Genomic DNA, 24,603 nt, shown 5'->3' with positions numbered 1-24,603 from the left:
TGATTAATGTACACGTTCGCGTTGGTGCCCCAGGTTTTCCGAGACAAGGCGCGGTCCGCAGCCGGTAGTGGTTCTACCGGCAAGGGGCGCAACGCAGGATCGGGGAACCTGGGGCACCAACCCCACAAGCCATTGAATGCAGGGGCTCGGCCACTTTTGCGCGCGCACGGCGTTGCGGCTCCCTTGTGCAGAATGACTGCACGGCAGTCACCGCGCCTTGTTCGCACGCAAAAGTGACTCGAGCGCGAACGTGTACATTAATCAGTGTTTCCCTAGGGGGTGGCCGCAGCCTTGCCGCGTCCGGTTGCGGATGCGGGCCCCCCCCGGGGCGGACCCTACGGCCTCGGGGAGATCACGCTAACCGCATCACATTTTTGAGGTCATCAGGATCAGGCCGATCAGCGCGGCCACGCCGCCGCCGATCAGAAGGGAGAGGGTTCGTCGGGTGAAACGGCCAAGGAACAGGCGCGCCGCGCGCTCGCGCATGCCGAAGGCGTCCTGAACACCGACCAGGGCGGCGATCAGGCCGCCAACCAGCAGGATGATGCCGAGGATCTGGATCATGGGTCCTCCCTGGAGCGGTCGGTGGGTCAGGCCTTGTGGATCAACCGGAGCAGGCCCAGCAGCAGCACGGCGCCCACGGTCGCTGCTGCAAGGCTGCCGATGATTCCTCCAGCCTGCACCCCGAGCTGGGTGAATAGCCAGCCGCCAAGGAAGGCGCCGATCACGCCCACCACGATGTTGAGCAGGATGCCCTGCCCGGACCCATGTACCAGGAGGCCCGCGAGCCAGCCGGCGATGCCGCCGATGAGCAGGAGGAGAAGAAGAGATTCCACGGGCATGGTGTCGCGCTCCTTGCAAGAGATGGGCATTTGGATCGTGTGGATGCCGGGGTGTTCCCCGAGCAGGGACTCTGGAACCGCGCGCAGTCAGTGCCATGAGGCGCTCCCGATCCGCGCGGCTCGGCGCGGGATCTGGCTTCGACTGTACATGGCGCATCGTGCGCCTGCCCACCGCCACGGGTGATCCGAACGTGACCGGTCGCCGGTGAGCGGATACTTGGTGATTCTGCAACCCCTCGAGTGTGGGTATTTTTGAGAGCCATTCCGCAAAACCATAGTCTGTGTATTGGACATTCATGGATCCGTCATGGAATCGGTTGGCGTTTGACGCCGGCTGTCGACGGGAAGGAAACCGGTATGACCGAAGAATCGAAGCGCAATGGACCGGCCACTCGCTCCCTGCGCGGTGGGCGACCCTTCCGGGCACTGATCCCGGGCGCCCTGCTGGCGTTACTGGCCGGGTGTGGCTCGGAGAACGGACAATCCGGGACGATGGTTTCCAACGCGGCTGCGGGCGAGCGCCTGGCCTCCGTGGAGGAGACCGGTACGCTGCGCGTGGTGACCCGCAACGCGCCTACCACCTGGTACTTTGACCAGCATCTGGAGACGTCCGGCACCGAGCACGACCTGGTCGAAGGCTTTGCCCTGGCGCATGGCTGGAAGGTGGAATGGGTCATGGCCGATTCGGTCTCCGGTGTCCTCGAGGCGCTCGACTCCGGCGCGGCGCACATGGCGGCAGCGGGTCTGACCCATCTGCCGTCGCGCGACGAGCGCTTTCGCCGCGGTCCGCACTACATGGAGGTGAGCGAGCAGGTCGTCTGCCATCGCGACTTGTCCGGCCTGCCGGGTTCGACGGACGAGCTGGAGGGTGTCGATCTGGTCGTCTCGGCCGGCAGCAGCTACGTCGAAACCCTGAAGGAGGCGCTGCCGGAATCGGTCGATTTCGAGGTGCGCGAGATCGGTACCGAGCGCCTGATGGCACAGGTCGCCCGGCAGGAGATCGGCTGCACCGTGGCCGATTCACACATCGTGCGCTACAACCGCCGTTCCTTCCCGCATCTCGACATTGCCTTCGATCTGTCCGCGCCGCGGGCGCTGGGATGGTATGTCGATCCGGAACACGCCGAGCTCGCCGAGCTGGCCGCGACCTGGATGCAGGGCGCCGGCGGCCGCGAGCTGCGCGACCTTGTGGACGAGCGCTATTACGCCTACATCAACCAGTTCGATTTCGTCGACCTGCGCGCGCTGAACCGGCGCATAGAGGATCGCCTGCCCCAGTACCACCCGCACTTCGAGGAGGCGGCCGAGCGCACGGATCTGCCCGCGGATCTGCTGGCCGCTCTGGCCTATCAGGAGTCGCACTGGGACCCGGAGGCGCGCAGCCCCACGGGCGTGCGCGGGCTGATGATGCTGACCCGACGCACCGCCGAGTCGCTGGGTGTGGATCGCCTGGACCCGGTGCAGAGCATCGATGGCGGGGCCCGCTACCTGCAGCGTCAGCACGGGTTGCTGCCGGATGACATCGTCGAACCCGATCGCACCTACCTGGCGCTGGCGGCCTACAACATCGGCCGTGGCCACCTGCTGGATGCGCGCCGGCTGGCGCGCGAGCTGGGACGGGACCCGGATCGCTGGGCCGACATGCGCGAGACCCTGCCGCTACTGACCGAGGAGCGCTACTACAAGGATCTGCGTTACGGCTATGCGCGCGGGTACCAGCCGGTGTACTACGTCCAGCGCATCCGCAATTACCGTGACGTGATCCGCCCGGTGTTCGTGGCCGAGGACGACGACCACTCGGATCAGGTCGTCGTCAGCCGCGACTGACCCGTGCCCGGTTACGGCCGCCCGCGACCAGGTCGTCCAGCATTCCTTGCCAGTCCGGCTCCAACCGCTCCGGCGTCCACGCGCGGACGTCGGGCGCGGGCGGGGCCCCATGTTGTAGCCATACCCGCAGGCGCTCCGTCAGCGTGTCTACATCGCCTTGCGGGTAGCGACAGGCATCGGGGTATTGCTCGCGGTAGGCCAGGGCATCCGGGACCAGCGGCGTGGCGCCAGCGGCGGTAGCCTCCAGTATCGCCAGGCCCTGGAACTCGTGCAGGGCGGTACTGACGACGATGCCCGCGCGGCCCAGTAGCGCATCGTATGCGCTCCGTGGCAGCTTGCCATCGGCGATGATGCGATCCCCCAGGGTCTCGCGCAGGCGTTGCAGGGGTTCTGGTGTCTGCGCTGGACGCGCCCCCAGCAGGGCAAGACGGAAATCCGCGCCCGTCGCGGCCAGGCGTTGCATGGCTTGGGCGAAGATCTCCGGGGCCTTGTCGTACTCCCAGCGATGGCTCCAAAGGATCAGGCTTGGATCGCGTGCGGCACCGGCCGCCGGGGGCGGCTGGATCGGAACCGGAAGGATCTCGCTGCGGTCCTGGATGCGCGCCCGCAGCCCGGCGGGCACTGCGTCCGGCATGCGCCCGAGCAGGCTCTCCATTCCGTCGAGGAACGAGTCACGATTGAACGCGGAGTTGAAGGCGATGCGGTCTGCGGCCAGTGCCGCGTAGATCTGCACCATCTGCGGGTCCACCGAATCCACCTGTTGCCGGCCCAGCGGATAGGCGAACTGGTTCTCGTGCACGTAGTAGAGCGTGGGCAGGGCGGCGAGGTGGGGCTGCAGCCCGCGCAGGGTGGCGAGATCCACCATTGAGGTCGCGATGACCGCATCGGCCTCCACCCCCTCCAGATGGTCCAGCCAGGAGATCGGGTTGCCGCGGATGCGCCAACGGAAGTGGCGCCCCGGCAGTTCCAGCAGCTTCCAGTCGAACGCATCGAAGGCGGTGGTCAGCCAGTCCGCCCAGGCCGCGTGGCTGTCCGCACGATAGGCGGAGAGCAGCAAGATGCGTTTGCGATGGTTCGGCACGCCCCGTTACGCCCCCCGGTGGGAGAGGGGCCACCGGTGTGGCCCCTCGTGATTACCAGGTCAGGACTTTGCCGGCCGATCCCAGCGAAGGCAAGGCCTGGGAGGGCGTGAGTAGCGGGAGGTCCTGGTAGGCCAGATCCGATTCATCCATGCCGTTCAACTCAAGGGATTGCCGGCAGCCCATCATCTGGACGCCGTTGTCCATGGCGTTCTTCATGAAGTCGGCGATACTCTTGCCGCCCTCCATGGGATGGATGTTCTCGGCGACGCCGGTTTTCAACAACTCCGTCGCGGGACCGGTGAAGTACATGATGACGTTCTGTTCGCTTGCGGCGGCGGTGGCCGCCAGAAAGAAGGCCGACGGCAGACGGCGCTTGTTCTCCGGTCCGGTGATCATGATGACGACAAGATCGGCGGTTTCTTCGCTCATGCGGGTTTCTCCTTCAGTGACGTTGGCGCGGCGCGGTTATTGGCCCTGTGCGGTCCAGCGCTCGCCGGCCATGGGCTCGTCGACCGGGGTGCCGGCGATGTGGTTGGTGTAGTTGGACAGGGTCTTCAGGCCGATTGCCAGGATTACCTCCAGCATCTGCGGATGCGTGTACCCGGCGTCCAGGAAGGCCTGCTGGGCGGCCTCGTCGACCCAGCCACGCTGTTCGATCATGGCGCGGGTGAACTGGCGCAGGGCCTCCAGTTTGGGGTCGCCGATCGGCCCATCCTCGCGCAGCGCATCGATCACGTCGTCCGGAACGCCGGTCATGCGCCCGGTCATGCTGTGCGCGGCCATGCAGTAGTCGCATTCGTGGTAGCGGCTGACGGTCAGCAGCAGGACACTCTGCTCGGTGGCGCTCATGGACGTCTTCTGCAACAGGGCATTGAGGGACAGATAGGCCTCCGCCAGGGCTGGCGCGCTGGCCATCTTGCGGATCAGGTTGGGGACCATGCCGAAGGTCTGTTCGGCCTGGTCGAAGGCCGGCTTCGCGTCGGGGGCGCTGGTGACGTCGTGCAGGGGGAAGTGTTCATCGCTCATGGCGGACCTCCGGGGTCGGGTTGAGCAGGAGCGCACCGAGCGCGGGGCCCAGGCGCAGGATCGTGGCGGGATCCTGATCGGCCTTGGCCATCACCAGGATCCCTTCCATCAGTGCCAGCCACTGTTCGGCGGCGGCGCCGGTGTCGGTTTGGGGCGGGAGCTCGCCGTCCTGTACCGCCTCGTCCAGCACGGAGCGGAAATGCGCGGTGACCGCATCCAGGTGTTTCCGGATCGCCTGGCGCAGGGTTGGGTTGTGGGTGCCCATCTCCACCGCCAGGTTGCCGAAGGGACAACCGGGCAGCTGTCCGGATTCTGTCTGCATCCGCGCCTCGAAGGCGTGGATCGCGTGGACGAACGCGTCGATGCGAGCGCGGAGCCCGTTGGCGCCGGCGAGCCCCGGGATCAGCACCTCGCGCTCGAAGTCGGCGTAAAGCGTCTCCAGCATCGCCAGCGTGAGCGCCTCCTTCCCGGGGAAGAAGTGGTACAGGCTCCCCTTGCGCACGCCCGCCTGTGCGCAGATCTCGGCGATGCCGACGGATGTGTAGCTGCGGCCAACGATCAGCTCGCGGGCGGCCTGCAGAAGGGCTTCGCGGCTGGCATTGCGGGTGTCGTTCGGTGTGGTAGCTTCCATGTCTTTGCACACTAGTTGACCGGTCGGTAAAGTGCAAGGAAAGAACCTTGTACGGAGACGAGCCAATGACGCGCGAACGGTTCATGCAGGACGGGGAGGAGGACGGCGTGGCCATCCCGGCGCAATACGCCGAGTCCTGGGAGGATGGCTTTGGTGTGCGTGGCTGGAAGCTGGATTTGCCGGGATGCGGCGCGGACGTGATCGCGGCGACGCCCTTCACCGGCGAGCGCATCCCGACGTCTGTGTTCGTGCACGACATCGTGGACCACCACCTGTGCGGGTTTGCCCTGTCCGGTTATCGCGATGAGGCCGGAGCATTGATTCAGCTGGCCGAGCGCACGGGTTCCGACCCGGTCCCGGACTTCGTCCAGATCATCGACGAGGACCTGATGCCGGGCGCCTTCGAGAGCGATGACTGGCGCGCGCTGTTGCCCGCATCGCTGGTCGCGACGGTGGAGGCCGCCCCGGATGTGCGTTCCGGGATGGCGCAGTTGCGCCAGCAGTGGGGCGATGGGGTGCTGCGCGCGCTGTGGATTGCCGGGTTTGTCGAGACCGGCTGGGGGCTGGCGGATGCTGCCTGTGCCGAATGGGAGCGCCACGGGCTGGATTACGCAGCCCGGGGCGCCACTGCGGTGGCGCTGCAGCGGCTGTTCGAGCGGGTTGACGCGAGCGTCCTGGAACAGGGCTGGATACAGGCGGAAGGCGAGTTCCGGGTCGCAACGGATGCGGTCGGCTTTCGTTTCGAGGGGGACGGGGCGGAGCTCGTTGAGCGTATCGAGGTGACGCGCTGAGCCCACTCCCGCAAGGCAGCGCGGGGTCTAATCAGGCTCACCCCGTTCGCGGGGGATCTCCAGGGATGGCCGGTGCAGGTGATAGCCCTGCGCCATGTCCACGCCCAGTTCGGCAAGCATCGCGAGGGTCGGGCCGTCTTCCACGCACTCGGCGACGGTGCGTTTGTCGAGACCGCGAGCGACATCGACCATCGCGCGGATGAAGGCCTGGTTGTCGCGGTTGTTGGGCAGGTCGCGCACGAACATGCCGTCGATCTTGAGGATCTGCACGCCCAGGTACTTGAGATAGGCGAAGGTGGAAAAGCCCGAGCCGAAGTCGTCCAGGCAGACCGTGCAGCCGGTGTGCTGCAGCGCCTCGATGAAGCGCTGGGCGTCCTGCATCTCGGACACCGCGGCGGTCTCGGTCAGCTCGATGATCAGCCGACGGGGTTCGACCGCATGCTGTTCCAGCTGCTGGGCGATGTACTGCGGAAGGCTGGGTTCGTCGAAGCTGCGCCCGGAGATGTTGATCGCGATGCCGGCGATCGTCGGATCGCCGGCCAGGCGGGCGATGCTCTCGCGGATCACCCAGCGGTCGATGTCGAGGATCTGGCCGGTCTTCTCCGCGATCGGGATGAACTGGCCGGGCATGGCGAGCTCGTCCGGGTTGGCCGGGTCGCGCATGCGCACCAGGGCCTCCAGGTGGTGCAGGTGGCCGTCATCGATGGCGTAAATCCCCTGGTAGTGCAGCTCCAGGTGGCCCTGTTCCAGGGCCGTGCCGATGCGCTGGCTCCAGGACATCCGCTCCAGCATGTGCTCGGCGGTGTTGCGGCTGCGGTCGAACACCGCCCAGGTGTTCTTGCCCAGGTCCTTGGCCTGGTACATCGCGGTGTCCGCGTGGGCCACCAGATCCTCGACGTTGTCACCGTGCTCGGGGTAGTGGGCGATGCCGATGCTGGCGGTGAGCCGGTAGTTCTGGCCGCGGAAGCGGAACGGGATCGAGGCGATCGCGCGGCCGACGCGTTCGGCCAGTTCGATGGGTTCCTGATCCGATTCGCGGTCGACCAGGATCGCGAACTCGTCGCCGCCCAGGCGGGCGAAGATGTCCTGGCTGCGCACCAGCGCCGCAATCTCGCCGGCGGCGCGTACCAGCACGGTGTCTCCGGCGCGGTGGCCGAAGGTGTCATTGATGGTCTTGAACTCGTCGAGATCGAAATACAGCAGGGCAAAGCGGCCGTTGCGGCGGCGTTCGCTGTGGATCATGTGTTCCAGGTGCTTCTGGAAGTGATGGCGGTTGTAGAGCCCGGTCAGGGCATCATGCTCGGCAAGATAGACCAGCTGCTGGGCGGTCTGGCGCTCGTGGGTCACGTCCTCGTACAGCCACAGGCGGCCGATGCTGCGCTCGTCGGTATCGTGCACCGGGTAGGAGACCTGGGTCAGGATGCGCCCGTCGTACAGGTCGACCTCGAAGCGTTCGCTGATCTCGTGGGTGTCCAGCACGTGCAGCACATGGCGCGAGGCGTGGTCCGGCCGGGCGAAGCGGTGGGTGGAGTGCTCCAGCACCTCGCGCGAGGTCCGTCCCACCAGTTCCAGTTGGTTGTCGATGGCCCACATCCGGCGGAAGGCCGGGTTCACGTATTCCACTCGCCCTTCGCGGTCCTCGAACAGGATGCCGATGCTCATCGCGGACAGCAGGGCGGCCATGCGCCCCTGTTCGCGCTGAGTCAGTTCCAGCAGGCGGGACTGCTCGTCGCGCGAGGTCTTCAGCTCGGCCAGGGCCTGCAGCAACGCCTCTTCGTTGCGCTTGCGCTGGGTGATGTCGTGCGCGATGGCGACATACCGGGCCGTCTCGCCGCGGGGCGCCACCAGCTGCAGGGATATCTCGACCGGTACATCGAAGCCGTCGCGATGCCGGTGGCTGGTATCGAAGCGGAGCTGGTCGCGTATGCCCCGGCGCAGGGGCTCGATCAGCTGGCGAAAGCGGTCTTCCGAGTAGTCTGGCTTGATATCAAACGGGTGCAGGTTCAGCAGTTCCTCGCGCGGGATGCCGGTCTGGTCCACCGCGCCCTGGTTCACGTAGATGAAGCGCAGGGTCTCGACATCGAACAGGAAGACCGCGTCCAGGGTCAGATCCAGGGTTGAGCGGAAGGCCTCCAGTTCGTCGGTCTTGGCGCGCAGGCTCTCGCTGGTGGTGACCAGTTCGTCGGCATCGATTACGTGACCCTGGATGTACCGAAGATGGCCCCGGTCGTCGTAGGTGCCGGCCCCGCGCTCGAATACCCAGCATACGCCCCCGTCCTGTCGCATCATGCGCCACTGGACCTGAAACTGACCGGAGCGCTGAAGGCCCTCCGAGACCTCGCGCCATACCCGTTCGCGATCATCCGGGTGGATCAGGTCGCCGAACGTCATGTCGCCCTCGAAAAAATCCCCGCGCGGGTAACCGGTGAATTCCTCGAGCGCGCCCTCGGCATTGATCACGTCCCAGGTCGGGTTGTTGCGGCAGCGATAGACGAAGCCGTTGAGGGTGTCGAGGATGCGCAGCAGGTCGTCGCCCTGCTGGGTGCCCAGAGTGCGAGACAGGCTCATCAGTGCGATGCCGGCGAGGAGGGCGGTGAACATGCGCAGCAGCTGTACCGGCAGCCCGCTCGCCTCGAGGAAGTCGCCATACGTTGGCAGCCAGCCGGGCAGCCCCGGATCGACGGTCCCCGGGAACGGGGTCAGCAGGGCATAGCCGAGGAAGGCCAGCGCCAGGGTGGCTACGGCCGGATAGTGGCGGGCATGATCGCCAGATTGCGTGGCTCGCAGGGTGGGGCGCCGCAGCAGGAACCAGAAGGCCAGGCCGGTTAGCAGTGCGCCGGGGAAGCCGACCAGGTAGCGCCCGCCATTGGCGAGGCCGCGGCCCGGATCCTCCGCGATCCCGATGAACAGCAGCAGCCCGGCGGCGATGACCGGGTACAGCCACAGGGCATCCAGGCGGATGCGCGCATGGCTGGCGATCAGGGCGCGCCGTCCGAACTCCAGTAGCGGCGCATAGGAGAGCAGCTGCCAGGTGGCGTTGAGCCACAGGTCCCGTGCCGACGGATAGTGAAACCCCGCGGCCTGCAGGAATTCGTAGGTGCCATGGACCAGGCCGAAAAAGGCCAGTAGCCAGAAATGCCGGGCAAACGGCAGTGTGCCATCGCCCCTTGGCAGGATCAGGGCGACTACACCCAGCGAGAAGAATGCCAGGCCGTAGACCAGGTAGAGGATGGTGAAGGCGGCGGGCGAGAGGTCCATTAGCGGCCGACTCGCGAGTCGGTGCGTGGGTCGCCGGAGGCGATGCGGCGAGACGGCCGGGATGAGTGGTCAGGCACGCACATTCCTTTCGGCCACGTTAGGCAAGAGTGAGGCCGGTTTGCGGAATTGAGGGTCTAGCTTGCGGGGTGGTGCGGCGGGGATGCAAGTCGCAGCGGAGGAGCGCCACGGGAGGGAAGTGTCCGGCCCGGATACCCGGGCCGGACGGGGGTGTCGGGATCAGGCCCCGACGTACTCGTCACACCAGCCAGCGGCGTTCACCTGAACACCCTGGAAGTCGGCGTGGAAGCACTGGCCCCATTCGGCGTCGCCGCCGCCCCAGAAGGCGCAGTTCTTGCACTTCTCGCCTTCCGTGTAGTCCTCGTGACCGGCCGCGTCCGCTGCATTGTTCACGTAATCGTGGCGGTGGCCGTCCTCGGCCTTGGGGTTGTCGGCCTTGGCCGTGGACATCCCAGTCAGGCTAATCACCGGGATGGCCGCTACGGCCGCGGATGCCTGACGCAGGAACTTTCGACGGTTTGCGTTCGGTTGGTCGGACATGAGGTCCTCCGTTTGCTTCTGAGTGGGTGGTTCTTCGTGTTGCAAGGAAAGCCAAACACCGCCTCTGTAGCCCGGGCGGGTTCATTCTCTTCGAGGCCTTCGACCGCCGAGGGTTCCCCGGAATTATTTAAGTCATCCGGGGGGTGCCGAGGCTAGGGAAACACTGATTAATGTACACGTTCGCGCTCGAGTCACTTTTGCGTGCGAACAAGGCGCGGTGACTGCCGTGCAGTCATTCTGCACAAGGGAGCCGCAACGCCGTGCGCGCGCAAAAGTGGCCGAGCCTCTGCATTCAATGGTTTGTGGGGTTGGTGCCCCAGGTTCCCCGATCCTGCGTTGCGCCCCTTGCCGGTAGAACCACTACCGGCTGCGGACCGCGCCTTGTCTCGGAAAACCTGGGGCACCAACGCGAACGTGTACATTAATCAGTGTTTCCCTAGGTCGAGGTGCGGCAGGGGGATGCAACTGTGTGCAGAAAAATTCCATTCCGGGCCGTGCGTTCTGTGGTCGCGTGATGAAGATCACGCCATGCTGGTCTACCATTCGCGTCTGCTTATTCGAGTCCATCAGGAGGTGTGCGATGCACTACAAGAAGACGATGTCGATGTTTGCCCTGGGTGCATTGGTGCTGGTGCCGTTCGCGCAGGCCAGCGCGGTCGAGCGCGGCATGGAGCCCAGCGTGGCCCTGCTGGGCGGGGTGGTTTCGCCGGATGTCTCCGATGCCAGCTCCGATACGGCCTATGGTGTCGAGATCGGTGCCAATTGCCAGTTGTTTCAGCCGGCCACCGGGGTGCTGCGGCATCACTTCAGCGTGAGCCGCTACAGCGACGACCCGCTGAAGATGACCAGCGCCGAGATCAACAGCCACTGGATGTTCGAGCCGAACGAACGTCTGTCGCTGGGCTTTGGTCCGGGTATTGGCTACGTGCGGGCCGAACTGGACGATGAGACCAACGGCCTGTGGGCGGCCCAGGTGGGCGGTAGCCTGAAGTACCAGCTGGATCCCCAGTGGTTCCTGGGACTGGAGGCGCGCTACCAGTTCACCGAGAACGACCGTTTCGACGGCCGCCGCGCGGATGCCGACAACATGCGCGTGATGGGCAAGGTCGGGATGCAGTTCTGATCCGTTCGCCGGTGTGGCGCCCCAGGGAGACGCTGATTAAATCGCGCGCTCGCGTTGGTGCCCCCTGTTCCCCGATCCTGCGTTGCGCCGCTTGCGGGTAGAGCCACTACCCGCTGCACGACGTGCCTTGTCTCGGGAAACAGGGGGCACCAACCCCACAAGCCATTGAAGGCAGGGGCTCGGCCGCCCGTTGTTGACGAAAACGGGCGCGCGAACAGCGTTGCGGTTCCCTTGTGCCGAGTGACTGCACGGCAGTCACCGCGCCTTGTTCGCACGCAAAAGCGACTCGAGCGCGAGCGCGCGATTTAATCAGCGTCTCCCTGGGACTTGTCGTCCCCCAGGTCCCGGGTGACGATAGGGCAACATTAATCAGTGTTTCCCTGGAAGTGGTTGCCCATGCCCGAAGCTCCCGACCCTCAATCGCCCCGCGATGATCGCGATGTCCCGGCATGGCACAGTCAGAACGCGGATGCCGCGTTCGAACACTGGGGGACCTCGCGCGAGGGGCTGACGGCAGTACAGGCCGAGGAGCGCCTGGCGCACTACGGCCCCAATCAGTTGCGTCCGCCCGAACGGGCGGGTGTTCTCCGGCGCTTCCTGCGCCATTTCCACAATGTCCTGATCTACATCCTGCTGGTAGCCGCGCTGGGGACGGCGCTGCTGGGTCACTGGGTGGACACCGGTGTGATCCTGGCCGTGGTCCTGATCAACACGCTGATCGGGTTCGTCCAGGAGGGCAAGGCGGAGAAGGCCCTGGATGCCATCCGCCGCATGCTCTCCCCGCGCGCGCTGGTGGCGCGCGGCGGCGAGCGGCGCGAGATCCCCGCGGAGCAGCTGGTCCCGGGGGACATCGTGTACCTGCAGGCCGGGGACCGGGTACCCGCGGACCTGCGCCTGTTCGAGACCAAGAATCTGCGCCTGGAAGAGGCCGCGCTGACTGGCGAGTCGGTGGCGGTGGAGAAGGACACCGCCGCGGTAGAGCCGGAGGCGGACCTGGGGGATCGCCGCGGGATGGCCTTCTCCGGCACGCTGGTCGCCTTTGGCCGCGGTATGGGCGTAGTGGTGGCGTCCGGCGAGCACACCGAGATCGGGCGTATCTCCACCATGCTCGGCGAAGTCGAGGGGCTGGAGACGCCGCTGGTGCGCCAGATGGAGCAGTTCGGCCACTGGCTGGCCGCGGTGATCGTGGTGCTTGCGCTGGCCACCTTTGCCTTCGGCTACTGGGTGCGCAGCTATCCGCTGGACGAGATGTTTCTGGCTGCGGCCAGCCTGGCGGTGTCCACCATCCCCGAGGGATTGCCAGCGATCATGACCATTGCCCTGGCCATCGGGGTGCAGAAGATGGCGCGGTGCAATGCCATTATCCGCCGCCTGCCGGCGGTGGAGACCCTGGGTTCGGTCTCGGCGATCTGTTCCGACAAGACCGGCACGCTCACGCGGAACGAGATGACCGCCCAGACGCTGCGTACGGCCACCCGCGAGATCCTCGTCAGTGGCGTGGGTTACGCGCCGCAGGGTCAGTTCTCCGAGGACGAGCGGGACATCGACCCGGATGACGACCTGCTCTTGAGCCAGGTGCTGCGGGCGGGTCTGCTGTGCAACGACGCCCGGCTTTACGAGAAGGACGGCGACTGGGTGATGGAGGGTGACCCGACCGAGGGCGCGCTGATTACCCTGGCGCGCAAGGCCGGGCTCGACCTGCACCTGGAGGGCGAACGGTTGCCGCGCACCGATGTGATCCCCTTCGAGTCGGATCATCGCTACATGGCCACCCTGCACCACGACCACGAGGGGCATGCGTGGATCTTCCTGAAGGGCGCGCCCGAGCGCGTGCTGGAGCTTTGCAGCGAGCAGCAGGTGGATGGCGAGACCCGCGAGGCGCTGGATCCGGATCACTGGCACGCGGCGATGGAGGCGGTGGCGGCCCGCGGCCAGCGCCTGCTGGCGGTCGCGGTGCGCGAGGCCGGAGCGGACGGTGGCGAGCTGCGTTTCGACGATGTCGAGACCGGTGGCTTCACCCTGCTGGCGCTGGTGGGCATTATCGACCCGCCGCGCGAGGAGGCCATCCGCGCGGTGGCTGACTGTCGCGCGGCGGGGATCGACGTGAAGATGATCACCGGGGACCACCTGGCCACTGCGCGGGCGATCGGTGAGCAGCTGGGGCTGGGGCGGGATGCCGAGGCGCGCGCCGGCCACGAGCTGGATGCGCTGGACGATGCCGCGCTGGCGGAGATCGCGGAGCGCACGGATGTCTTCGCGCGGACCTCGCCGGAGCACAAGCTGCGTCTGGTGAAGGCGCTGCAGACGGGCGGACGGATCGTCGCCATGACCGGCGATGGGGTAAACGACGCCCCGGCGCTGAAGCGCGCGGATGTGGGCGTGGCCATGGGCGGGAAGGGTACCGAAGCGGCCAAGGAGGCCTCGGAGATGGTGCTGGCGGACGACAACTTCGCGTCCATTGCCCATGCGGTCGAGGAGGGCCGCACGGTCTACGACAACATCCGCAAGGCCATCCTGCACATGCTGCCGACCAACGCCGGGCAGTCGCTGACCATCATGATGGCCATCCTGATGGGCCTGGCCCTGCCGCTGACCCCGGTGCAGGTGCTGTGGGTCAACATGGTGACCTCGGTGACGCTGGCGATGGCGCTGGCCTTCGAGCGCGCCGAGCCGGGGGTGATGCAGCGCCCGCCCCGCGCGCCGAATGCCCCGTTGCTGTCCGGCTTCCTGCTCTGGCGCATCCCGTTCGTTGCCTTGCTGCTGTGGGCCGGCACCTTCGGGCACTTCGTCTACATGGAGAGTCTTGCCGGGGTCGCCGACGAAGTCGCGCGCACGGTGGCGATCAACACCCTGGTGGCCGGGCAGGCGTTCTACCTGCTGAATCTGCGGCTGATCCACCAGCCGGTGCTACCGGGCGGGGAGCTGTTCCGCTCGCGCGCGATGTGGCTGGCGATCGGGGTACTGGTGGTGCTGCAGCTGGCGTTTACCTATGTCCCGCTGATGCACACGCTGTTCGGGACCACCGCCATCGGCGCGGACGACTGGGCGCGCATCCTGGCTTTCGGGCTGGCGGTGTTCGTGATCGTGGAGCTGGAAAAGCTGGTGGTGCGTCAAGTGATCGCGCGCCGGCGTGGGGTGGCACGGCAGGCCGTGTGACAGGCGCCGCATGCTTTTTCCGAGTCCATGCAGCCGTCGGTCGTTCTACCGACAGCCCACAAGGGCATCGCCGGAAAGCAGGGCCGTGGCGCTGGCGGCGTCCACCGGTGGGGAATAGTAGTAGCCCTGGGCCAGGGTGCAGCCGAGGGCGCGCAGCGTCGCGGCGTGGGTATGGCTTTCGACGCCCTCGGCCACGGCCTCCAGACCCAGGTTGCGGGCCATGTGGATTACGGTCTGAACCAGGCGCTGGCTGTATTCGTCGTGGTCCAGCCCGGAGACGAAGCTGCGATCGATCTTGAGGATGTCCAGCGGTAGCCGGTGCAGGTAGCTGAGTGACGAGTAGCCGGTGCCGAAGTCGTCCATTGCCAGGCTGATGCCCAGGGCCTTGAGCCGGTGCAGGGTCTCGATCAGCTCGTTGAGGTTGCCCAGTGTCGCGGTCTCGGTGATCTCCAGCCGCACCTGTGAGGCCGGCACCCCGGTGCCGGCAAGAATGGTCTGCACCTCGTCGACCAGGTCCGGGCGCGTGAGCTGCCGGGCGGAGAGGTTGGTGCTGATGGTCAGCGGCATCTCCGGGTGGTCGATACCCCATTGCACCAGCTGACAGCAGGCCGTGTAGAGCACCTGCATGTCGATCAGGTGGATTTGCCCGGTGTCCTCGGCGATGGAGATGAAGTCGTCCGGCGCGACCAGTTCGCCGTTGCGCTGCCAGCGCACCAGGCCCTCGAAGCCGGTGATGCAGTCTTCGCCGAGTGACACGATGGGCTGGAAGTGGACGATGAAGTCGCCGCGCTCCACCGCATGGCGCAGGTCGGTCTCGAGTGCCAGACTTTGCAGCGCCCGGGTCTGCATGCCGGGGTCGCAGAACTCACAGCGTGCCTTGCCCAGTGATTTCGCGCGGTACATCGCCATGTCTGCCTCGCGCATCAGATCGTCCGGCGTGGCCGGGCGCGCGGGGTCGTCCGGCGCGTTGGTCTCGCGGACGGGGCAGCTCTGGCCGTAGGGCCGGGTGGCAATGCCGATACTGACGGTGACGTAGATATCCTGTCCGGCGATGGTGAACGGCTCGTGCAGCACGGCCTGCAGGCGTTCGGCCACGCGCAGGGCGTCCACCGGCTCGTGCAGGCCCTCCAGCAGGATGGTGAATTCGTCGCCGCCCAGGCGCGCGAGGGTGTCGTCCGGGCGGTTGGCCTCGTCCCTCTTGGGCCGCGAGACGGTGTCGTTCCGGCGCAGCGCACTCAGCAGCCGCTGGCCGACTTGCACCAGGAGTTTATCGCCAGCCGGGTGTCCCAGGCTGTCGTTGACGACCTTGAAGCGGTCGATATCCACGAACAGCACGGCGAACAGATTGAAGGGTTCGCGGGTGGCGCGGGCAATGGCATGGGCCAGGCGGTCGTGGAACAGGCGGCGGTTGGGGAGCCCGGTCAGCTGGTCATGGGAGGCGTTGTGGAGCAGGTGCTCCTCGTGGCGGTTGCGCTCGATCACGCGGCCCAGCTGCACGCCGATCTGCCACATCAACCACAGCAGTTCCGGGTCGGTGGTGGTGGGTTCGGTGGCGAAGAACTCGAGGACGCAGGCGACCTCCTGGCCAACCATCACCGGGAAGGCAAACCCGGAGCGCAGGCCGCTGGCGGTGGCCTGCGGTGCCCGCGGGAAATTGCCGTCCGCGTCCAGGTTTTCGATCCATGCCGGTTCGCCGTTCGCGAGCACCCGCCCGGGAAGCCCCTCGCCACTGGCGAAGGCGAGGTTCTCGGTGATCTCGCGAAACGCGGTGAACGGCTCCGCGGAGGCGAGGTGCCAGATGCCGGTGGGGTTCAGTTGGCTGTGGCCGGCGTTGTCGTCGTGCCGCGCCAGATACGCATGCCCCACCGGCCAGTCGAGGTACTGCCCGATGGCCGCGAGGGCCGCGCGTAGAACATGCGCGATGGAGTCCGACTGGTTGGCCGTCGAGGCAATGGTGTTGAGCAGCTCGATCTGCTTCTGCTTGGCGTAGATGTCCTGCAGCCGGGTCTCGGCTAGGGTCTCGGCGCGGCGCCTTGCCTGGCGTTCCTGCTCGACCAGGACTTGCAGACGGGCTTGTTCGCTAACCGGCGCGAAGTCGTTGGCGCGTCGATTCACGCGCACCCCCGGCGGTCGCTGTGAAACTCGCGCTTTTCGGCGTCATGCATGGGCCCCTCCCGGCCGTCCTTGTTTTACTGCATTCCCTGCCATGCGGTGACCGCGCAGCGTTCCATCCAAATGACGCCGGCACAGGCCGATGCATTCCGTGCGCATTGTATCGGGGCTGCGGCGGTGTGCGTATTACTCGGCGTCGGGTTAGCCGTCGGGGTGGGTCACCCAGGGTTCGCCCACGGCCTCTTCCCAGTCGGCCTGGGTGGGGTGGTTGCGGTCGTAGCGCGTCCAGGCCTCGAAGATCTCGTCCGGCCAGCGCGACTGCAGCCAGGCGATGACCGCCTCGACATCCGCCTCCGAGAGTGTGTCCTCGAAGCTGGGCATGGCGCCGCCACGCGCCTCGGCGCCGTAACGGATCATGTCCTTCAGCTGCCAGTAGGGGTGGTGCCAGGTATGGGCGCTGCCATCCAGTGGTGGCGGGGGAAGGGTGCCGTCCAGGTTACGCTGGCGCCAGTCCTCGGCGCCCTCGCGCTGCGCCCCGTGACAGGCGATGCAGTGCTGCTGGTAGAGGCGCTCACCACGCTGGAGGACCTCCGGATCGGTGGTGCGTTCGAGGTGGTCGGGGGTCCCGGATGCTCCGCCGAACCCGTCGCAACCGGTCAGGCTGGCGGATGCGAGTATCAGGGCCGCGCTGCCGATCCAGGGGATGAGTGATGGGTGTTGCCGCATCAGTCCTGAACATCCGGCTCGCTCGCGTTCCCGGCCGGTTCGTCGCCGCCGCGGAAGGCGTCGCGTAGCGAGCCCCAGGCCTTGCGCGAGCCGTCGCGGACGCCGCCCCAGGCGTCCTTTGCCCCGTCGCGAATACCGCCCCAGGCGCCGGAAGAGCGCTCGCGCATCTCGCTCGACCATTCGGCCAGGCGGTCACGTTCCTCGACCAGTCCGTCGTAGGCGCGTTCGCGGCGCTCGCGAGTCGCGTCGCTCAGGTCATCCCAGCCCTCGCGGATGTTGTCGCCCAGGCGGCCGAGTTCGCGGTCCATCGCGTCCAGGGTCTCGTGGGTGCGCGAGCGTGTGGCCTCACCGGCCTCGGTGCTTTCTTCCTGGATCTCCTCGCGGGTCTCGGCCCAGGATTCGCGCATTTCCTCCATCTCGCTGGCGGTGGTGTCGTCCTCTGCGGCGGTCTCATGCTGGTTGGCGTGGAGAGGGGTCGCGGCCAGCAACAGGGCGCAAAGGCTCGTCATCAGGATGTAGCGCAGCTTGAACAGTTTCATGGTGTCTTCCTCCCGATCCGCTCCGGGGCGGCGAACCGATCATGTGTTCCTTCCATGGTAGGACGTTTATCGCTCCGGTATGTTTCCCGCACGGTTTTTTTTGCGACAGGAGCCATGGGATGCGTCGGGGATGGCGAGTTGCATGCGGCTGTCTGACGGTATTGCTGGCGGGGTGCGCCGCATCCGCCTCGGACACGAACGGTACGCCTGGCGGCTGGGAGCCGGCCCCAACGGCCTTCGAGGCGCAGGCGGTGCCTTCGCAGGAGCCCACGGTGATGCCCGGTGCCGCGGTGATGGCGTGGCTGGGGGCCAGCCGCTGGCATTCCGGCCTGGCGGTCGACTACGCCGGGCTGGAGATCGACCAGCCGCGTCCGGAGCGCGCTGAGGTTCGCCTGACCGGGTTGCGTGACGATGCCGTCAGCGCCTACGAGTTCCGCCTGGAGCTGGACGAGGTCGAGGCGGGCTGGGTGGTGCAGTCGGTGGAGCGCCGTGCCATCTGCCGCCGCGGCCTCGGTGACAGCGGTCTTTGCCTGTGAAGCTTCATGGTCGATTAACAGGCCATGGATTTCTCTGCCTTCACAGCTTTTCTCCGAGTGGTCTGTGGCCTTTGTGGTGAATGCGGGGGAGCGAGCGGTTCAGCGGCGGCGGGCGAGGGTCAGGCCGTCGCCGATGGGGACCAGCGAGAGGTCGATGCGCTCGTCGTGGTGCAGGGCGTCGTTGAAGGCGCGGATCGCACAAGTATCGTCGCGGGCGTCGTCCGGGTCGGCGACGGTGCCGTGCCACAGGGTGTTGTCGACCAGGATCAGGCCGCCCGGGCGTACCAGCCGCAGGCAGTGTTCGAAGTAGTCGTGGTAGCCGGTCTTGTCGGCGTCGATGAATGCCAGATCGAACGTGTCCATCTCGCCGGTGGCTTCCAACGCCCGCAGGGAGTCGCGCGCCTCGCCCAGCTCGAGCCGGATGCGTCCATCGACCCCCGCGCGCTCCCAGTAGCTCTGGGCCGTGGCGGTCCATTCCGCGCTCTGGTCCAGGGTGACGATCTCGCCGTCCTCCGGCAGGGCGAGGGCGATGGCCAGCGCGCTGTAGCCGGTGAAGGTGCCGATCTCCAGGTAGCGCTTGGCGCCCATCAGGCGGGCCAGCAGCGCCATGAACTGCCCCTGCTCCGGGGCGATCTGCATGTTCGCCTCGGGCAGAACCGCGGTCTCCGCGCGTAGTTCGGCGAGCAGATCCGGCTCGCGCAGCGAGTGGTCCAGCAGGTAACGATAAAGGGGTTCGTCGAGTCCGATCGAACGGTTGGACATGTCAGTCTCTCCCGGGTGTCGGGCGTGTGATCAGCTGCGCCAGCGGATTGCGCAGGATGGGTGTGGCCAGCACGACTAGAACGATCAAGGTCGTCCACTCGAGCCAGGCGGGCAGCAGCTCGCCGGCCGCGCCCATCTGGGTGGTGACGTCCACCCCGGTGCGCGCCAGCCCGGCATCCAGGGCCAGGCCCAGCGCGATGGTGGTGACGCCGATGCCGGCCAGATAGAGGCTTAGCGCCGGGGTGCCGAGTTCACGGCGGAATACGCCCAGGGTCGCCAGGCTGGTGATCGGCGCGGCTAGAAGGAAGACCAGCACGGTGCCGGGCGAGACCCCGGTCGCGATCAGGCCCACGGCGATGGGCGTGGCGGCAGTTGCGCAGAGATACATCGGGATGCCGATGACGGTCATCACGAGCATTGCGGGCAGGCCCGAGCCCCAGGCCGCCAGGGTGGCCGGCGGGACCAGGGCGAGCAGGGCGCCGGCGACCAGCAGGCCGATCACCAGCCACAGGCGGATATCGTCGAGGACGTCGCGAAAGGCGTAGCGCTGTCCGGCGGCCAGGCGTGCGGCGAGGTGGTCCGGTGCCGGGGGCGCGGCGCAGCTGTCGCCGGTCCCGCAGCAACGATCGCAACTGTCCGTCTCGTCTTCGATAGTGTCGTTGGCGTCGGTCCGGGCGCGCGTGCGCCCGACCAGCAGACCCGTGGTAATGGCGGTAACGATAGCGCCCAGCGCGCGGGCCACGGCCATCAGGGGGCCCAGCAAGGCATAACTGATGGCGAGCGAGTCCACGCCCACGCCAGGGGTGCCGATCAGGAAAGCGGTGGTGGGCCCGCGTCCGGCGCCGCCGCGGTGCAGGGCCAGCGCGGTGGGAATGGCGCCGCAGGAGCAAAGCGGCAACGGCGCACCCACCACGGCGGCGCGCGCGGTGGCGGCCAGGCCGGAACCGCCCAGCCAGCGCTGTAGGGCGGCCTCCGGGATCAGGGCCTTGACCGCGCCGGCGGCGAGCAGGCCCAGCAACAGCCAGGGCGCCGCCGTGAGCGCAACGCCCAGCGTTTGCTTGAGGATGTCGAGGATCATGCCCCGATCATCCGTTGCGCGCGGGGGGCCTGCAAGAAGGCCGCGCGCGAGGGCGGGTCGGCCCGGGCGTCAGCCGCGCTGGCGCGAGATGCGCAGGACGTCGGACTGGCGGCGCAGGCCGCGCATGATCTGCGCGAGGTGCTGGCGGTCACGTACGGTCAGCAGGAAGGTCATCGCGGTGGAGTGGCCGTCCTGCTCGTTGAACGAGATGTGTTCGATGTTGGAGCCGTGATCCGCGATTATCGCGGCCATGTCGGCCAGCGCCCCGCGGCGGTTGGCGGTGCGCGTGCGTACGGCGGCGGTGAATTGCAGCTGCGGCTCGTGCGACCACTCCAGCGCAATGGTGCGGTCAGTCCGGTCGCGAGTCTCGTGCAGGACGTTGCGGCAGTTCTCGCGGTGGACTACCAGGCCGCGCCCGGCGCTCAACTGGCCAATGATCGGATCGCCCGGGATCGGGTGGCAGCAACGGGCGTAATTCAGCACCAGGCCCTCGGTGCCGTTGACTGCCAGGCTCGAGGCGGGCACGTCGGCGGCCGAGTCGGGGCTTTCCTTGCCCACCATCTGGCGGGCAACCAGCGAGGCCATGCGATTGCCCAGGCCGATATCGATCAGCAGCGCATCCAGGTCTTCCAGCTGCATCGTGTCCAGCATATGGTCCAGGCGTGCCGGCGAGATGCGGGGCAGGCTGGTATCCAGGGATTCCAGCGCCTTTTCCAGCATGCGCTCGCCGAGGGTGCGGGCCTCTTCGGATTGCATGGACTTGAGGCAGTGGCGGATACCAGTGCGCGCCTTGCCGGTGACCACGAAGGACAGCCAGGCCGGGTTGGGGCGGGCGCCCGGCGAGGTGACGATCTCCACCGTCTGGCCGCTTTGCAGGCGTACCGACAGCGGGGCGAGCTGGCGATCGATCTTGGCCGCCACGCAGCGGTTGCCGACGTCCGAGTGCACGGAGTAGGCGAAGTCGATCGGGGTGGCGTCGCGCGGGAGCACGAGGATGTCGCCCTCGGGGGTGAAGGTGTAGACCTCGTCGGGGAACAGGTCGACCTTCACGTTCTCCAGGAACTCGATGGAGTTGCCGACGCTGTTCTGGATCTCGAGAACATCCTTCAGCCATTCGCGTGCCCGGCTCTGGGCGGTGCGGCTGGATTCGCTGCCGGCCTTGTACTGCCAGTGCGCGGCAATCCCGCTCTCGGCCACGCGATCCATCTCGGTGGAACGGATCTGAATCTCGATCGGGGCGCCCTGCGGGCCGAACAGGATGGTGTGCAGCGACTGGTAGCCGTTGGACTTGGGGATCGCGATGTAGTCCTTGAAGCGTCCAGGCACCGGCTTGTAGAGGTTGTGCACCACGCCCAGGGAGCGGTAGCAGGTGTCCACGTCGTCGACGATGATGCGGATGGCGAAGACGTCGAACACCTCCTCGAACGAGTGGTGCTTGTCGCGCATCTTGCGGTAGATGCTGTACAGGCTCTTCTCGCGCCCGGAGATGCGCCCGACGATCCCGGAGGCCTCCATGCGCGAGCAGATCGCCTGCTCGATGTTCTTCATCGGTTCGCGGCGGTTGCCGCCGGCGCGGTGCACCGCGCGCTCCAGCATCGCGGCGCGCCACGGGTGCTTGGCCGAGAAACCGAGTTCCTCCAGTTCGCGGCGCATGGCATTCATGCCCAGGCGCTGCGCGATCGGGGCGTAGATCTCCAGGGTTTCCTTGGCGATGCGGCGGCGCTTGTCCGGGCGCATTACGCCCAGGGTGCGCATGTTGTGCAGGCGGTCGGCCAGTTTGATCAGGATCACCCGGATGTCGCGGGTGATCGCCAGCATCATCTTGCGGAAGTTCTCCGCCTGCGCCTCGGCCTTGGACTGGAATTGCAGGTGGGTCAGCTTGGATACGCCGTCGACCAGCTCCGCGACCTCCTCGCCGAACTCGGCGCGGATACGGTCCTTGCTGGTGGCGGTGTCCTCCATCACGTCATGCAGGATGGCGGCGCTGATCGCCTGGTGGTCCATCCGCATCTCGGCCATGGTGCGAGCCACGGCGAGCGGGTGATAGATGTAGGGTTCCCCGGTCTTGCGGGTCTGGCCTTCGTGCGATTCCGCGCCCAGGAGATAGGCGCGATAGACCTCCTCGACCTCTTCCGGCTCGAGGTAGGCCTCGAGCTCGGAACATAAATCGCTGATCAGGAATCGGGTCGAGTCGCCCGGTACCGAGGAGGGGGCCCCGGGCGAAGCTGGCTGCCCAGCGGCCATTCAGAAAATCTCCTAGCGCTCGTCGGCTTCCAGCTGTTCCAGATGACGGATGGTGCTGAAGTCCAGCATCTGGTTCTGGGGCCGTTCGTCGTGTTCGTCGAACACCTCGATACCGACCACGCCGGCGGCGATTTCGCGCAGGGCGATTACCGTGGGCTTGTCGTTGTCCTCGGGTACGCGGGCTTCCTTCCCGTGGGCAATGTGGCGAGCCCGGCGCGAAGCCATCAGCACCAGTTGGAAGCGGTTTTCGACATTTTCGAGGCAGTCCTCGACGGTGACGCGTGCCATCGGATACTCCGGTCAGTAAATTCTTGAATCTTGCATGTTACGCCGACCCATGCGCGCCCGCCAACAGATTCTCGATCGTGGATGCGGATCGGATCTCCTGTTCCACGGTGCGCAGGCGGTTGGCGCGGAAGATACAGGCCAGATCGCGCACGGCCTGGTCGAAGTCGGCATTGACCACGGTGTAGTCGTATTCGCGGAAATGCGTGCAGTCGGACTCGGCATCCCGCAGACGGCGCTGGATTACCGCTTCTTCGTCCTGCCCGCGGCCGCGCAGGCGGCGCTCCAGCTCGTCGCGCGAGGGCGGCAGGATGAAGATGGAATGCGCATCCGGCACGGCGGCGCGCACCTGGCGCGCGCCCTGCCAGTCGATCTCCAGGATCACGTCCACGCCGGCGTCCAGGCGTTCGGTGACGCTGGCGAGTGCGGTCCCGTAGAAATTGTCGAAGACCTTGGCGTGTTCCAGCAACTGGCCGTCCTCGATCATCCCGAGGAAGGTCTCGGCGCTGACGAAGTGGTAGTGCTGCCCGTCGACCTCGCTGGCGCGCGGCGTGCGCGTGGTATGCGAAACCGAGACCTCCACCGCCGTCACCGATTCAAGCAGGGCGGCGACCAGGCTGGTCTTGCCGGCACCCGAGGGCGCGGAAACGATATAGAGGGTGCCGCGAACGGCCGGGGTATTGGCGGTCATGGACGTGTCCGCAGGGCCTGAACGTGATCGGGATCTGGTCGCTTCCGGGGATGGGCCGTTTGAATCGGGCCACAGGCCGGAAGACCAGGGTCAAGAAGAAGGTTGGTCGGAGTGAAAGGATTCGAACCTTCGACCCCTGCCTCCCGAAGGCAGTGCTCTACCAAGCTGAGCTACACTCCGAACCGAGCCCGCTATTATGCCGAGCCTCCCAGGGCGTGTCCATGCCCCGGGCGCTGAAAATCGTATCGGTAACGGTCGACCCGCCATGCGGCGTGGGTCGCGCCGCGTCAGTGGTTGCGCCCGACGGCGAAACGGGCGAGGTCGATCAGGGCCTGACGGTGGGGCGAATCGGGCAGGGTGGAGATCGCCTCGATGGCGGCGTCGGTTTCGGCCTCGGCGCGGGAGCGGGTGTAGGCCAGGCCATCCGTCGCGTGCACGACCTGCAGCACGGCGTCGACCTGATTGCGGCCGCCCTCTTCGATGGCCCCGCGCACGACCGTCTGCTGATCGGGTGTGCCGACGCGCAGCGCATGGATCAGCGGCAGGGTGGGCTTGCCCTCGGCGAGGTCGTCGCCCATGCGCTTGCCGGTCACCTCGTCATCGGAGGAGTAGTCCAGGACGTCGTCGATCAGCTGGAAGGCGGTACCCAGGTGCATGCCGTAGCGGGCCAGGGCCAGCTCGTCGGCCTCCGAGCGCTCGCTCAGGATGGCGCCCAATTGGCAGGCGGCCTCGAACAGCTTGGCGGTCTTCGACTGGATTACGTGCATGTAGCGCTGTTCGTCGACGTCGGCGTCGTGGCAGTTCATTAGCTGCATCACCTCGCCCTCGGCGATCACGTTGGTCGCGTGGGAGAGGATCTCCATGACCCGCATGGAGCCGACCTCGACCATCATTTCGAACGCGCGCGAGTAGAGGAAGTCGCCCACCAGGACGGCGGCCTCGTTGCCGAAGATGTGGTTGGCGGTCTCGTTGCCGCGGCGCAGCTCCGAGGCATCCACCACGTCGTCGTGCAGCAGGGTCGCGGTATGGATGAACTCCACCACCGCCGCCAGCGTCACCGGGTCCTGGCCCTGCACATGGCAGGCCCGCGCCGACAGGGTGGCCAGCAGGGGCCGCAGGCGCTTGCCGCCCGAATGGATGATGTAGTGTCCGAGCTGGTTGATCAGCACCACCGGCGAGCTCAGGCGCTCGCGGATGCACTGGTCGACGGCCTGCATGTCGTCGGCCGCCAGTTCTCGGATTGCGTCAATGGGCATGGGGGTAGGCAAGCCGGGTCGTGAGGGGCGAAGGCATGCTAGGGAAACGCTGCCTAATGTACAAGTTCGCGCGCGGGCCG

22 protein-coding genes and 1 tRNA gene are annotated in these 24,603 nt (G+C 66.9%); 5 read left to right on the top strand and 18 right to left on the bottom strand.

Annotation, left to right across the window (positions count from 1 at the left end):
* Positions 1-366 precede the first annotated feature (366 nt).
* Positions 367-564 (bottom strand): DUF3185 family protein, encoded by a 198-nt coding sequence (locus tag D578_RS0105125; protein ID WP_018948897.1) that lies wholly within the window; start codon positions 562-564, stop codon positions 367-369.
* A 26-nt stretch (positions 565-590) separates the two neighbouring features.
* Positions 591-842, bottom strand: coding sequence for a GlsB/YeaQ/YmgE family stress response membrane protein (locus D578_RS0105120; RefSeq protein WP_026289185.1), 252 nt, complete (start codon positions 840-842; stop codon positions 591-593).
* 357 nt (positions 843-1,199) lie between these two features.
* On the opposite strand from D578_RS0105120, the gene mltF reads away from it, so the two are divergent.
* Positions 1,200-2,669, top strand: a complete 1,470-nt coding sequence (gene mltF, locus D578_RS0105115) for a membrane-bound lytic murein transglycosylase MltF (RefSeq protein WP_018948895.1) — start codon at positions 1,200-1,202, stop codon at positions 2,667-2,669.
* Here mltF and D578_RS0105110 read toward each other — a convergent pair.
* From D578_RS0105110 to D578_RS0105095, 4 genes are read right to left on the bottom strand one after another with little or no spacing between them, the layout of a single operon-like run.
* The gene (locus D578_RS0105110; protein ID WP_018948894.1) at positions 2,656-3,750 is read right to left on the bottom strand and encodes a DUF3524 domain-containing protein; all 1,095 of its coding nucleotides are present in this window, start codon (positions 3,748-3,750) and stop codon (positions 2,656-2,658) included. The genes mltF and D578_RS0105110 overlap by 14 nt on opposite strands.
* Positions 3,751-3,802: 52 nt before the next feature.
* Positions 3,803-4,180, bottom strand: coding sequence for a DsrE family protein (locus D578_RS0105105; RefSeq protein ID WP_018948893.1), 378 nt, complete (start codon positions 4,178-4,180; stop codon positions 3,803-3,805).
* Positions 4,181-4,216: 36 nt separating this feature from the next.
* The gene (locus D578_RS0105100; RefSeq protein ID WP_018948892.1) at positions 4,217-4,777 is read right to left on the bottom strand and encodes a carboxymuconolactone decarboxylase family protein; all 561 of its coding nucleotides are present in this window, start codon (positions 4,775-4,777) and stop codon (positions 4,217-4,219) included.
* Complete coding sequence (locus D578_RS0105095) at positions 4,767-5,408, bottom strand: TetR/AcrR family transcriptional regulator (protein ID WP_018948891.1); 642 nt, start codon at positions 5,406-5,408, stop codon at positions 4,767-4,769. Before D578_RS0105095 ends, D578_RS0105100 begins: the two co-directional genes overlap by 11 nt.
* A gap of 65 nt (positions 5,409-5,473) precedes the next feature.
* On the opposite strand from D578_RS0105095, the gene D578_RS0105090 reads away from it, so the two are divergent.
* Positions 5,474-6,199, top strand: a complete 726-nt coding sequence (locus tag D578_RS0105090; protein WP_018948890.1) for a hypothetical protein — start codon at positions 5,474-5,476, stop codon at positions 6,197-6,199.
* Between the two features lie 27 nt (positions 6,200-6,226).
* On the opposite strand, the gene D578_RS0105085 is transcribed toward D578_RS0105090, so the two are convergent.
* Both D578_RS0105085 and D578_RS0105080 read right to left on the bottom strand, forming a co-directional pair.
* Entirely contained in the window at positions 6,227-9,457 is a 3,231-nt protein-coding gene (locus tag D578_RS0105085) for an EAL domain-containing protein (protein WP_018948889.1), read from the bottom strand.
* 237 nt (positions 9,458-9,694) lie between these two features.
* A complete protein-coding gene (locus tag D578_RS0105080; protein ID WP_018948888.1) occupies positions 9,695-10,015 on the bottom strand; it encodes a high-potential iron-sulfur protein in 321 nt (106 codons plus the stop codon).
* 580 nt (positions 10,016-10,595) lie between these two features.
* Here D578_RS0105080 and D578_RS0105075 point away from each other — a divergent pair.
* Together D578_RS0105075 and D578_RS0105070 are read left to right on the top strand one after the other, a co-directional pair.
* A complete protein-coding gene (locus tag D578_RS0105075) occupies positions 10,596-11,138 on the top strand; it encodes an outer membrane beta-barrel protein (RefSeq protein WP_018948887.1) in 543 nt (180 codons plus the stop codon).
* Positions 11,139-11,534: 396 nt separating this feature from the next.
* Positions 11,535-14,294, top strand: coding sequence for a cation-transporting P-type ATPase (locus tag D578_RS0105070; RefSeq protein WP_018948886.1), 2,760 nt, complete (start codon positions 11,535-11,537; stop codon positions 14,292-14,294).
* A 45-nt stretch (positions 14,295-14,339) separates the two neighbouring features.
* Here D578_RS0105070 and D578_RS0105065 read toward each other — a convergent pair whose 3' ends face one another.
* The 3 genes from D578_RS0105065 to D578_RS0105055 all read right to left on the bottom strand — a co-directional run bounded on the left by D578_RS0105065 (position 14,340) and on the right by D578_RS0105055 (position 17,671).
* Positions 14,340-16,415: a bifunctional diguanylate cyclase/phosphodiesterase gene (locus D578_RS0105065; RefSeq protein ID WP_026289184.1), complete on the bottom strand. Its 2,076-nt coding sequence runs from the start codon at positions 16,413-16,415 to the stop codon at positions 14,340-14,342.
* Positions 16,416-16,607: 192 nt separating this feature from the next.
* A complete protein-coding gene (locus tag D578_RS0105060) occupies positions 16,608-17,132 on the bottom strand; it encodes a cytochrome c (protein WP_018948884.1) in 525 nt (174 codons plus the stop codon).
* Positions 17,132-17,671: a hypothetical protein gene (locus tag D578_RS0105055; protein WP_018948883.1), complete on the bottom strand. Its 540-nt coding sequence runs from the start codon at positions 17,669-17,671 to the stop codon at positions 17,132-17,134. The genes D578_RS0105060 and D578_RS0105055 overlap by 1 nt, the downstream gene beginning before the upstream one ends.
* A gap of 275 nt (positions 17,672-17,946) precedes the next feature.
* Here D578_RS0105055 and D578_RS0105050 point away from each other — a divergent pair, with 275 nt between their 5' ends.
* On the top strand, positions 17,947-18,207 hold the full coding sequence (locus D578_RS0105050) for a hypothetical protein (protein WP_018948882.1): 261 nt from the start codon (positions 17,947-17,949) through the stop codon (positions 18,205-18,207).
* Between the two features lie 99 nt (positions 18,208-18,306).
* On the opposite strand, the gene D578_RS0105045 is transcribed toward D578_RS0105050, so the two are convergent.
* The 7 genes from D578_RS0105045 to ispB form a co-directional block, all read right to left on the bottom strand.
* The gene (locus tag D578_RS0105045) at positions 18,307-18,969 is read right to left on the bottom strand and encodes an O-methyltransferase (protein WP_018948881.1); all 663 of its coding nucleotides are present in this window, start codon (positions 18,967-18,969) and stop codon (positions 18,307-18,309) included.
* A 1-nt stretch (position 18,970) separates the two neighbouring features.
* Complete coding sequence (locus D578_RS0105040) at positions 18,971-20,047, bottom strand: SO_0444 family Cu/Zn efflux transporter (protein ID WP_018948880.1); 1,077 nt, start codon at positions 20,045-20,047, stop codon at positions 18,971-18,973.
* A gap of 69 nt (positions 20,048-20,116) precedes the next feature.
* Complete coding sequence (locus D578_RS0105035) at positions 20,117-22,291, bottom strand: bifunctional (p)ppGpp synthetase/guanosine-3',5'-bis(diphosphate) 3'-pyrophosphohydrolase (protein ID WP_018948879.1); 2,175 nt, start codon at positions 22,289-22,291, stop codon at positions 20,117-20,119.
* A 12-nt stretch (positions 22,292-22,303) separates the two neighbouring features.
* Entirely contained in the window at positions 22,304-22,579 is a 276-nt protein-coding gene (gene rpoZ / locus D578_RS0105030) for a DNA-directed RNA polymerase subunit omega (protein ID WP_018948878.1), read from the bottom strand.
* A gap of 37 nt (positions 22,580-22,616) precedes the next feature.
* Complete coding sequence (gene gmk / locus D578_RS0105025; protein WP_018948877.1) at positions 22,617-23,267, bottom strand: guanylate kinase; 651 nt, start codon at positions 23,265-23,267, stop codon at positions 22,617-22,619.
* A 103-nt stretch (positions 23,268-23,370) separates the two neighbouring features.
* Positions 23,371-23,447 (bottom strand) — tRNA-Pro (locus tag D578_RS0105020).
* Positions 23,448-23,554: 107 nt separating this feature from the next.
* Entirely contained in the window at positions 23,555-24,523 is a 969-nt protein-coding gene (gene ispB / locus D578_RS0105015) for an octaprenyl diphosphate synthase (protein WP_018948876.1), read from the bottom strand.
* Positions 24,524-24,603: the final 80 nt, after the last annotated feature.

The sequence above is a fragment of the Thioalkalivibrio sp. ALMg11 genome, from assembly GCF_000377905.1.
In the GTDB taxonomy this organism is placed as follows: Bacteria; Pseudomonadota; Gammaproteobacteria; order Ectothiorhodospirales; family Ectothiorhodospiraceae; genus Thioalkalivibrio.
This window is presented reverse-complemented; position numbering and strand designations above follow the sequence as displayed.

Excerpts from the sequence above, each read along its gene's own strand:
- D578_RS0105125 (WP_018948897.1), bottom strand. The coding sequence starts at position 564 with ATGATCCAGATCCTCGGCATCATCCTGCTGGTTGGCGGCCTGATCGCC.
- D578_RS0105120 (WP_026289185.1), bottom strand. The coding sequence starts at position 842 with ATGCCCGTGGAATCTCTTCTTCTCCTCCTGCTCATCGGCGGCATCGCC.
- mltF (WP_018948895.1), top strand. The coding sequence starts at position 1,200 with ATGACCGAAGAATCGAAGCGCAATGGACCGGCCACTCGCTCCCTGCGC.
- D578_RS0105105 (WP_018948893.1), bottom strand. The coding sequence starts at position 4,180 with ATGAGCGAAGAAACCGCCGATCTTGTCGTCATCATGATCACCGGACCG.
- D578_RS0105100 (WP_018948892.1), bottom strand. The coding sequence starts at position 4,777 with ATGAGCGATGAACACTTCCCCCTGCACGACGTCACCAGCGCCCCCGAC.
- D578_RS0105095 (WP_018948891.1), bottom strand. The coding sequence starts at position 5,408 with ATGGAAGCTACCACACCGAACGACACCCGCAATGCCAGCCGCGAAGCC.
- D578_RS0105090 (WP_018948890.1), top strand. The coding sequence starts at position 5,474 with ATGACGCGCGAACGGTTCATGCAGGACGGGGAGGAGGACGGCGTGGCC.
- D578_RS0105085 (WP_018948889.1), bottom strand. The coding sequence starts at position 9,457 with ATGGACCTCTCGCCCGCCGCCTTCACCATCCTCTACCTGGTCTACGGC.
- D578_RS0105080 (WP_018948888.1), bottom strand. The coding sequence starts at position 10,015 with ATGTCCGACCAACCGAACGCAAACCGTCGAAAGTTCCTGCGTCAGGCA.
- D578_RS0105075 (WP_018948887.1), top strand. The coding sequence starts at position 10,596 with ATGCACTACAAGAAGACGATGTCGATGTTTGCCCTGGGTGCATTGGTG.
- D578_RS0105070 (WP_018948886.1), top strand. The coding sequence starts at position 11,535 with ATGCCCGAAGCTCCCGACCCTCAATCGCCCCGCGATGATCGCGATGTC.
- D578_RS0105060 (WP_018948884.1), bottom strand. The coding sequence starts at position 17,132 with ATGCGGCAACACCCATCACTCATCCCCTGGATCGGCAGCGCGGCCCTG.
- D578_RS0105055 (WP_018948883.1), bottom strand. The coding sequence starts at position 17,671 with ATGAAACTGTTCAAGCTGCGCTACATCCTGATGACGAGCCTTTGCGCC.
- D578_RS0105050 (WP_018948882.1), top strand. The coding sequence starts at position 17,947 with ATGCCCGGTGCCGCGGTGATGGCGTGGCTGGGGGCCAGCCGCTGGCAT.
- D578_RS0105045 (WP_018948881.1), bottom strand. The coding sequence starts at position 18,969 with ATGTCCAACCGTTCGATCGGACTCGACGAACCCCTTTATCGTTACCTG.
- D578_RS0105040 (WP_018948880.1), bottom strand. The coding sequence starts at position 20,047 with ATGATCCTCGACATCCTCAAGCAAACGCTGGGCGTTGCGCTCACGGCG.
- D578_RS0105035 (WP_018948879.1), bottom strand. The coding sequence starts at position 22,291 with ATGGCCGCTGGGCAGCCAGCTTCGCCCGGGGCCCCCTCCTCGGTACCG.
- rpoZ (WP_018948878.1), bottom strand. The coding sequence starts at position 22,579 with ATGGCACGCGTCACCGTCGAGGACTGCCTCGAAAATGTCGAAAACCGC.
- gmk (WP_018948877.1), bottom strand. The coding sequence starts at position 23,267 with ATGACCGCCAATACCCCGGCCGTTCGCGGCACCCTCTATATCGTTTCC.
- ispB (WP_018948876.1), bottom strand. The coding sequence starts at position 24,523 with ATGCCCATTGACGCAATCCGAGAACTGGCGGCCGACGACATGCAGGCC.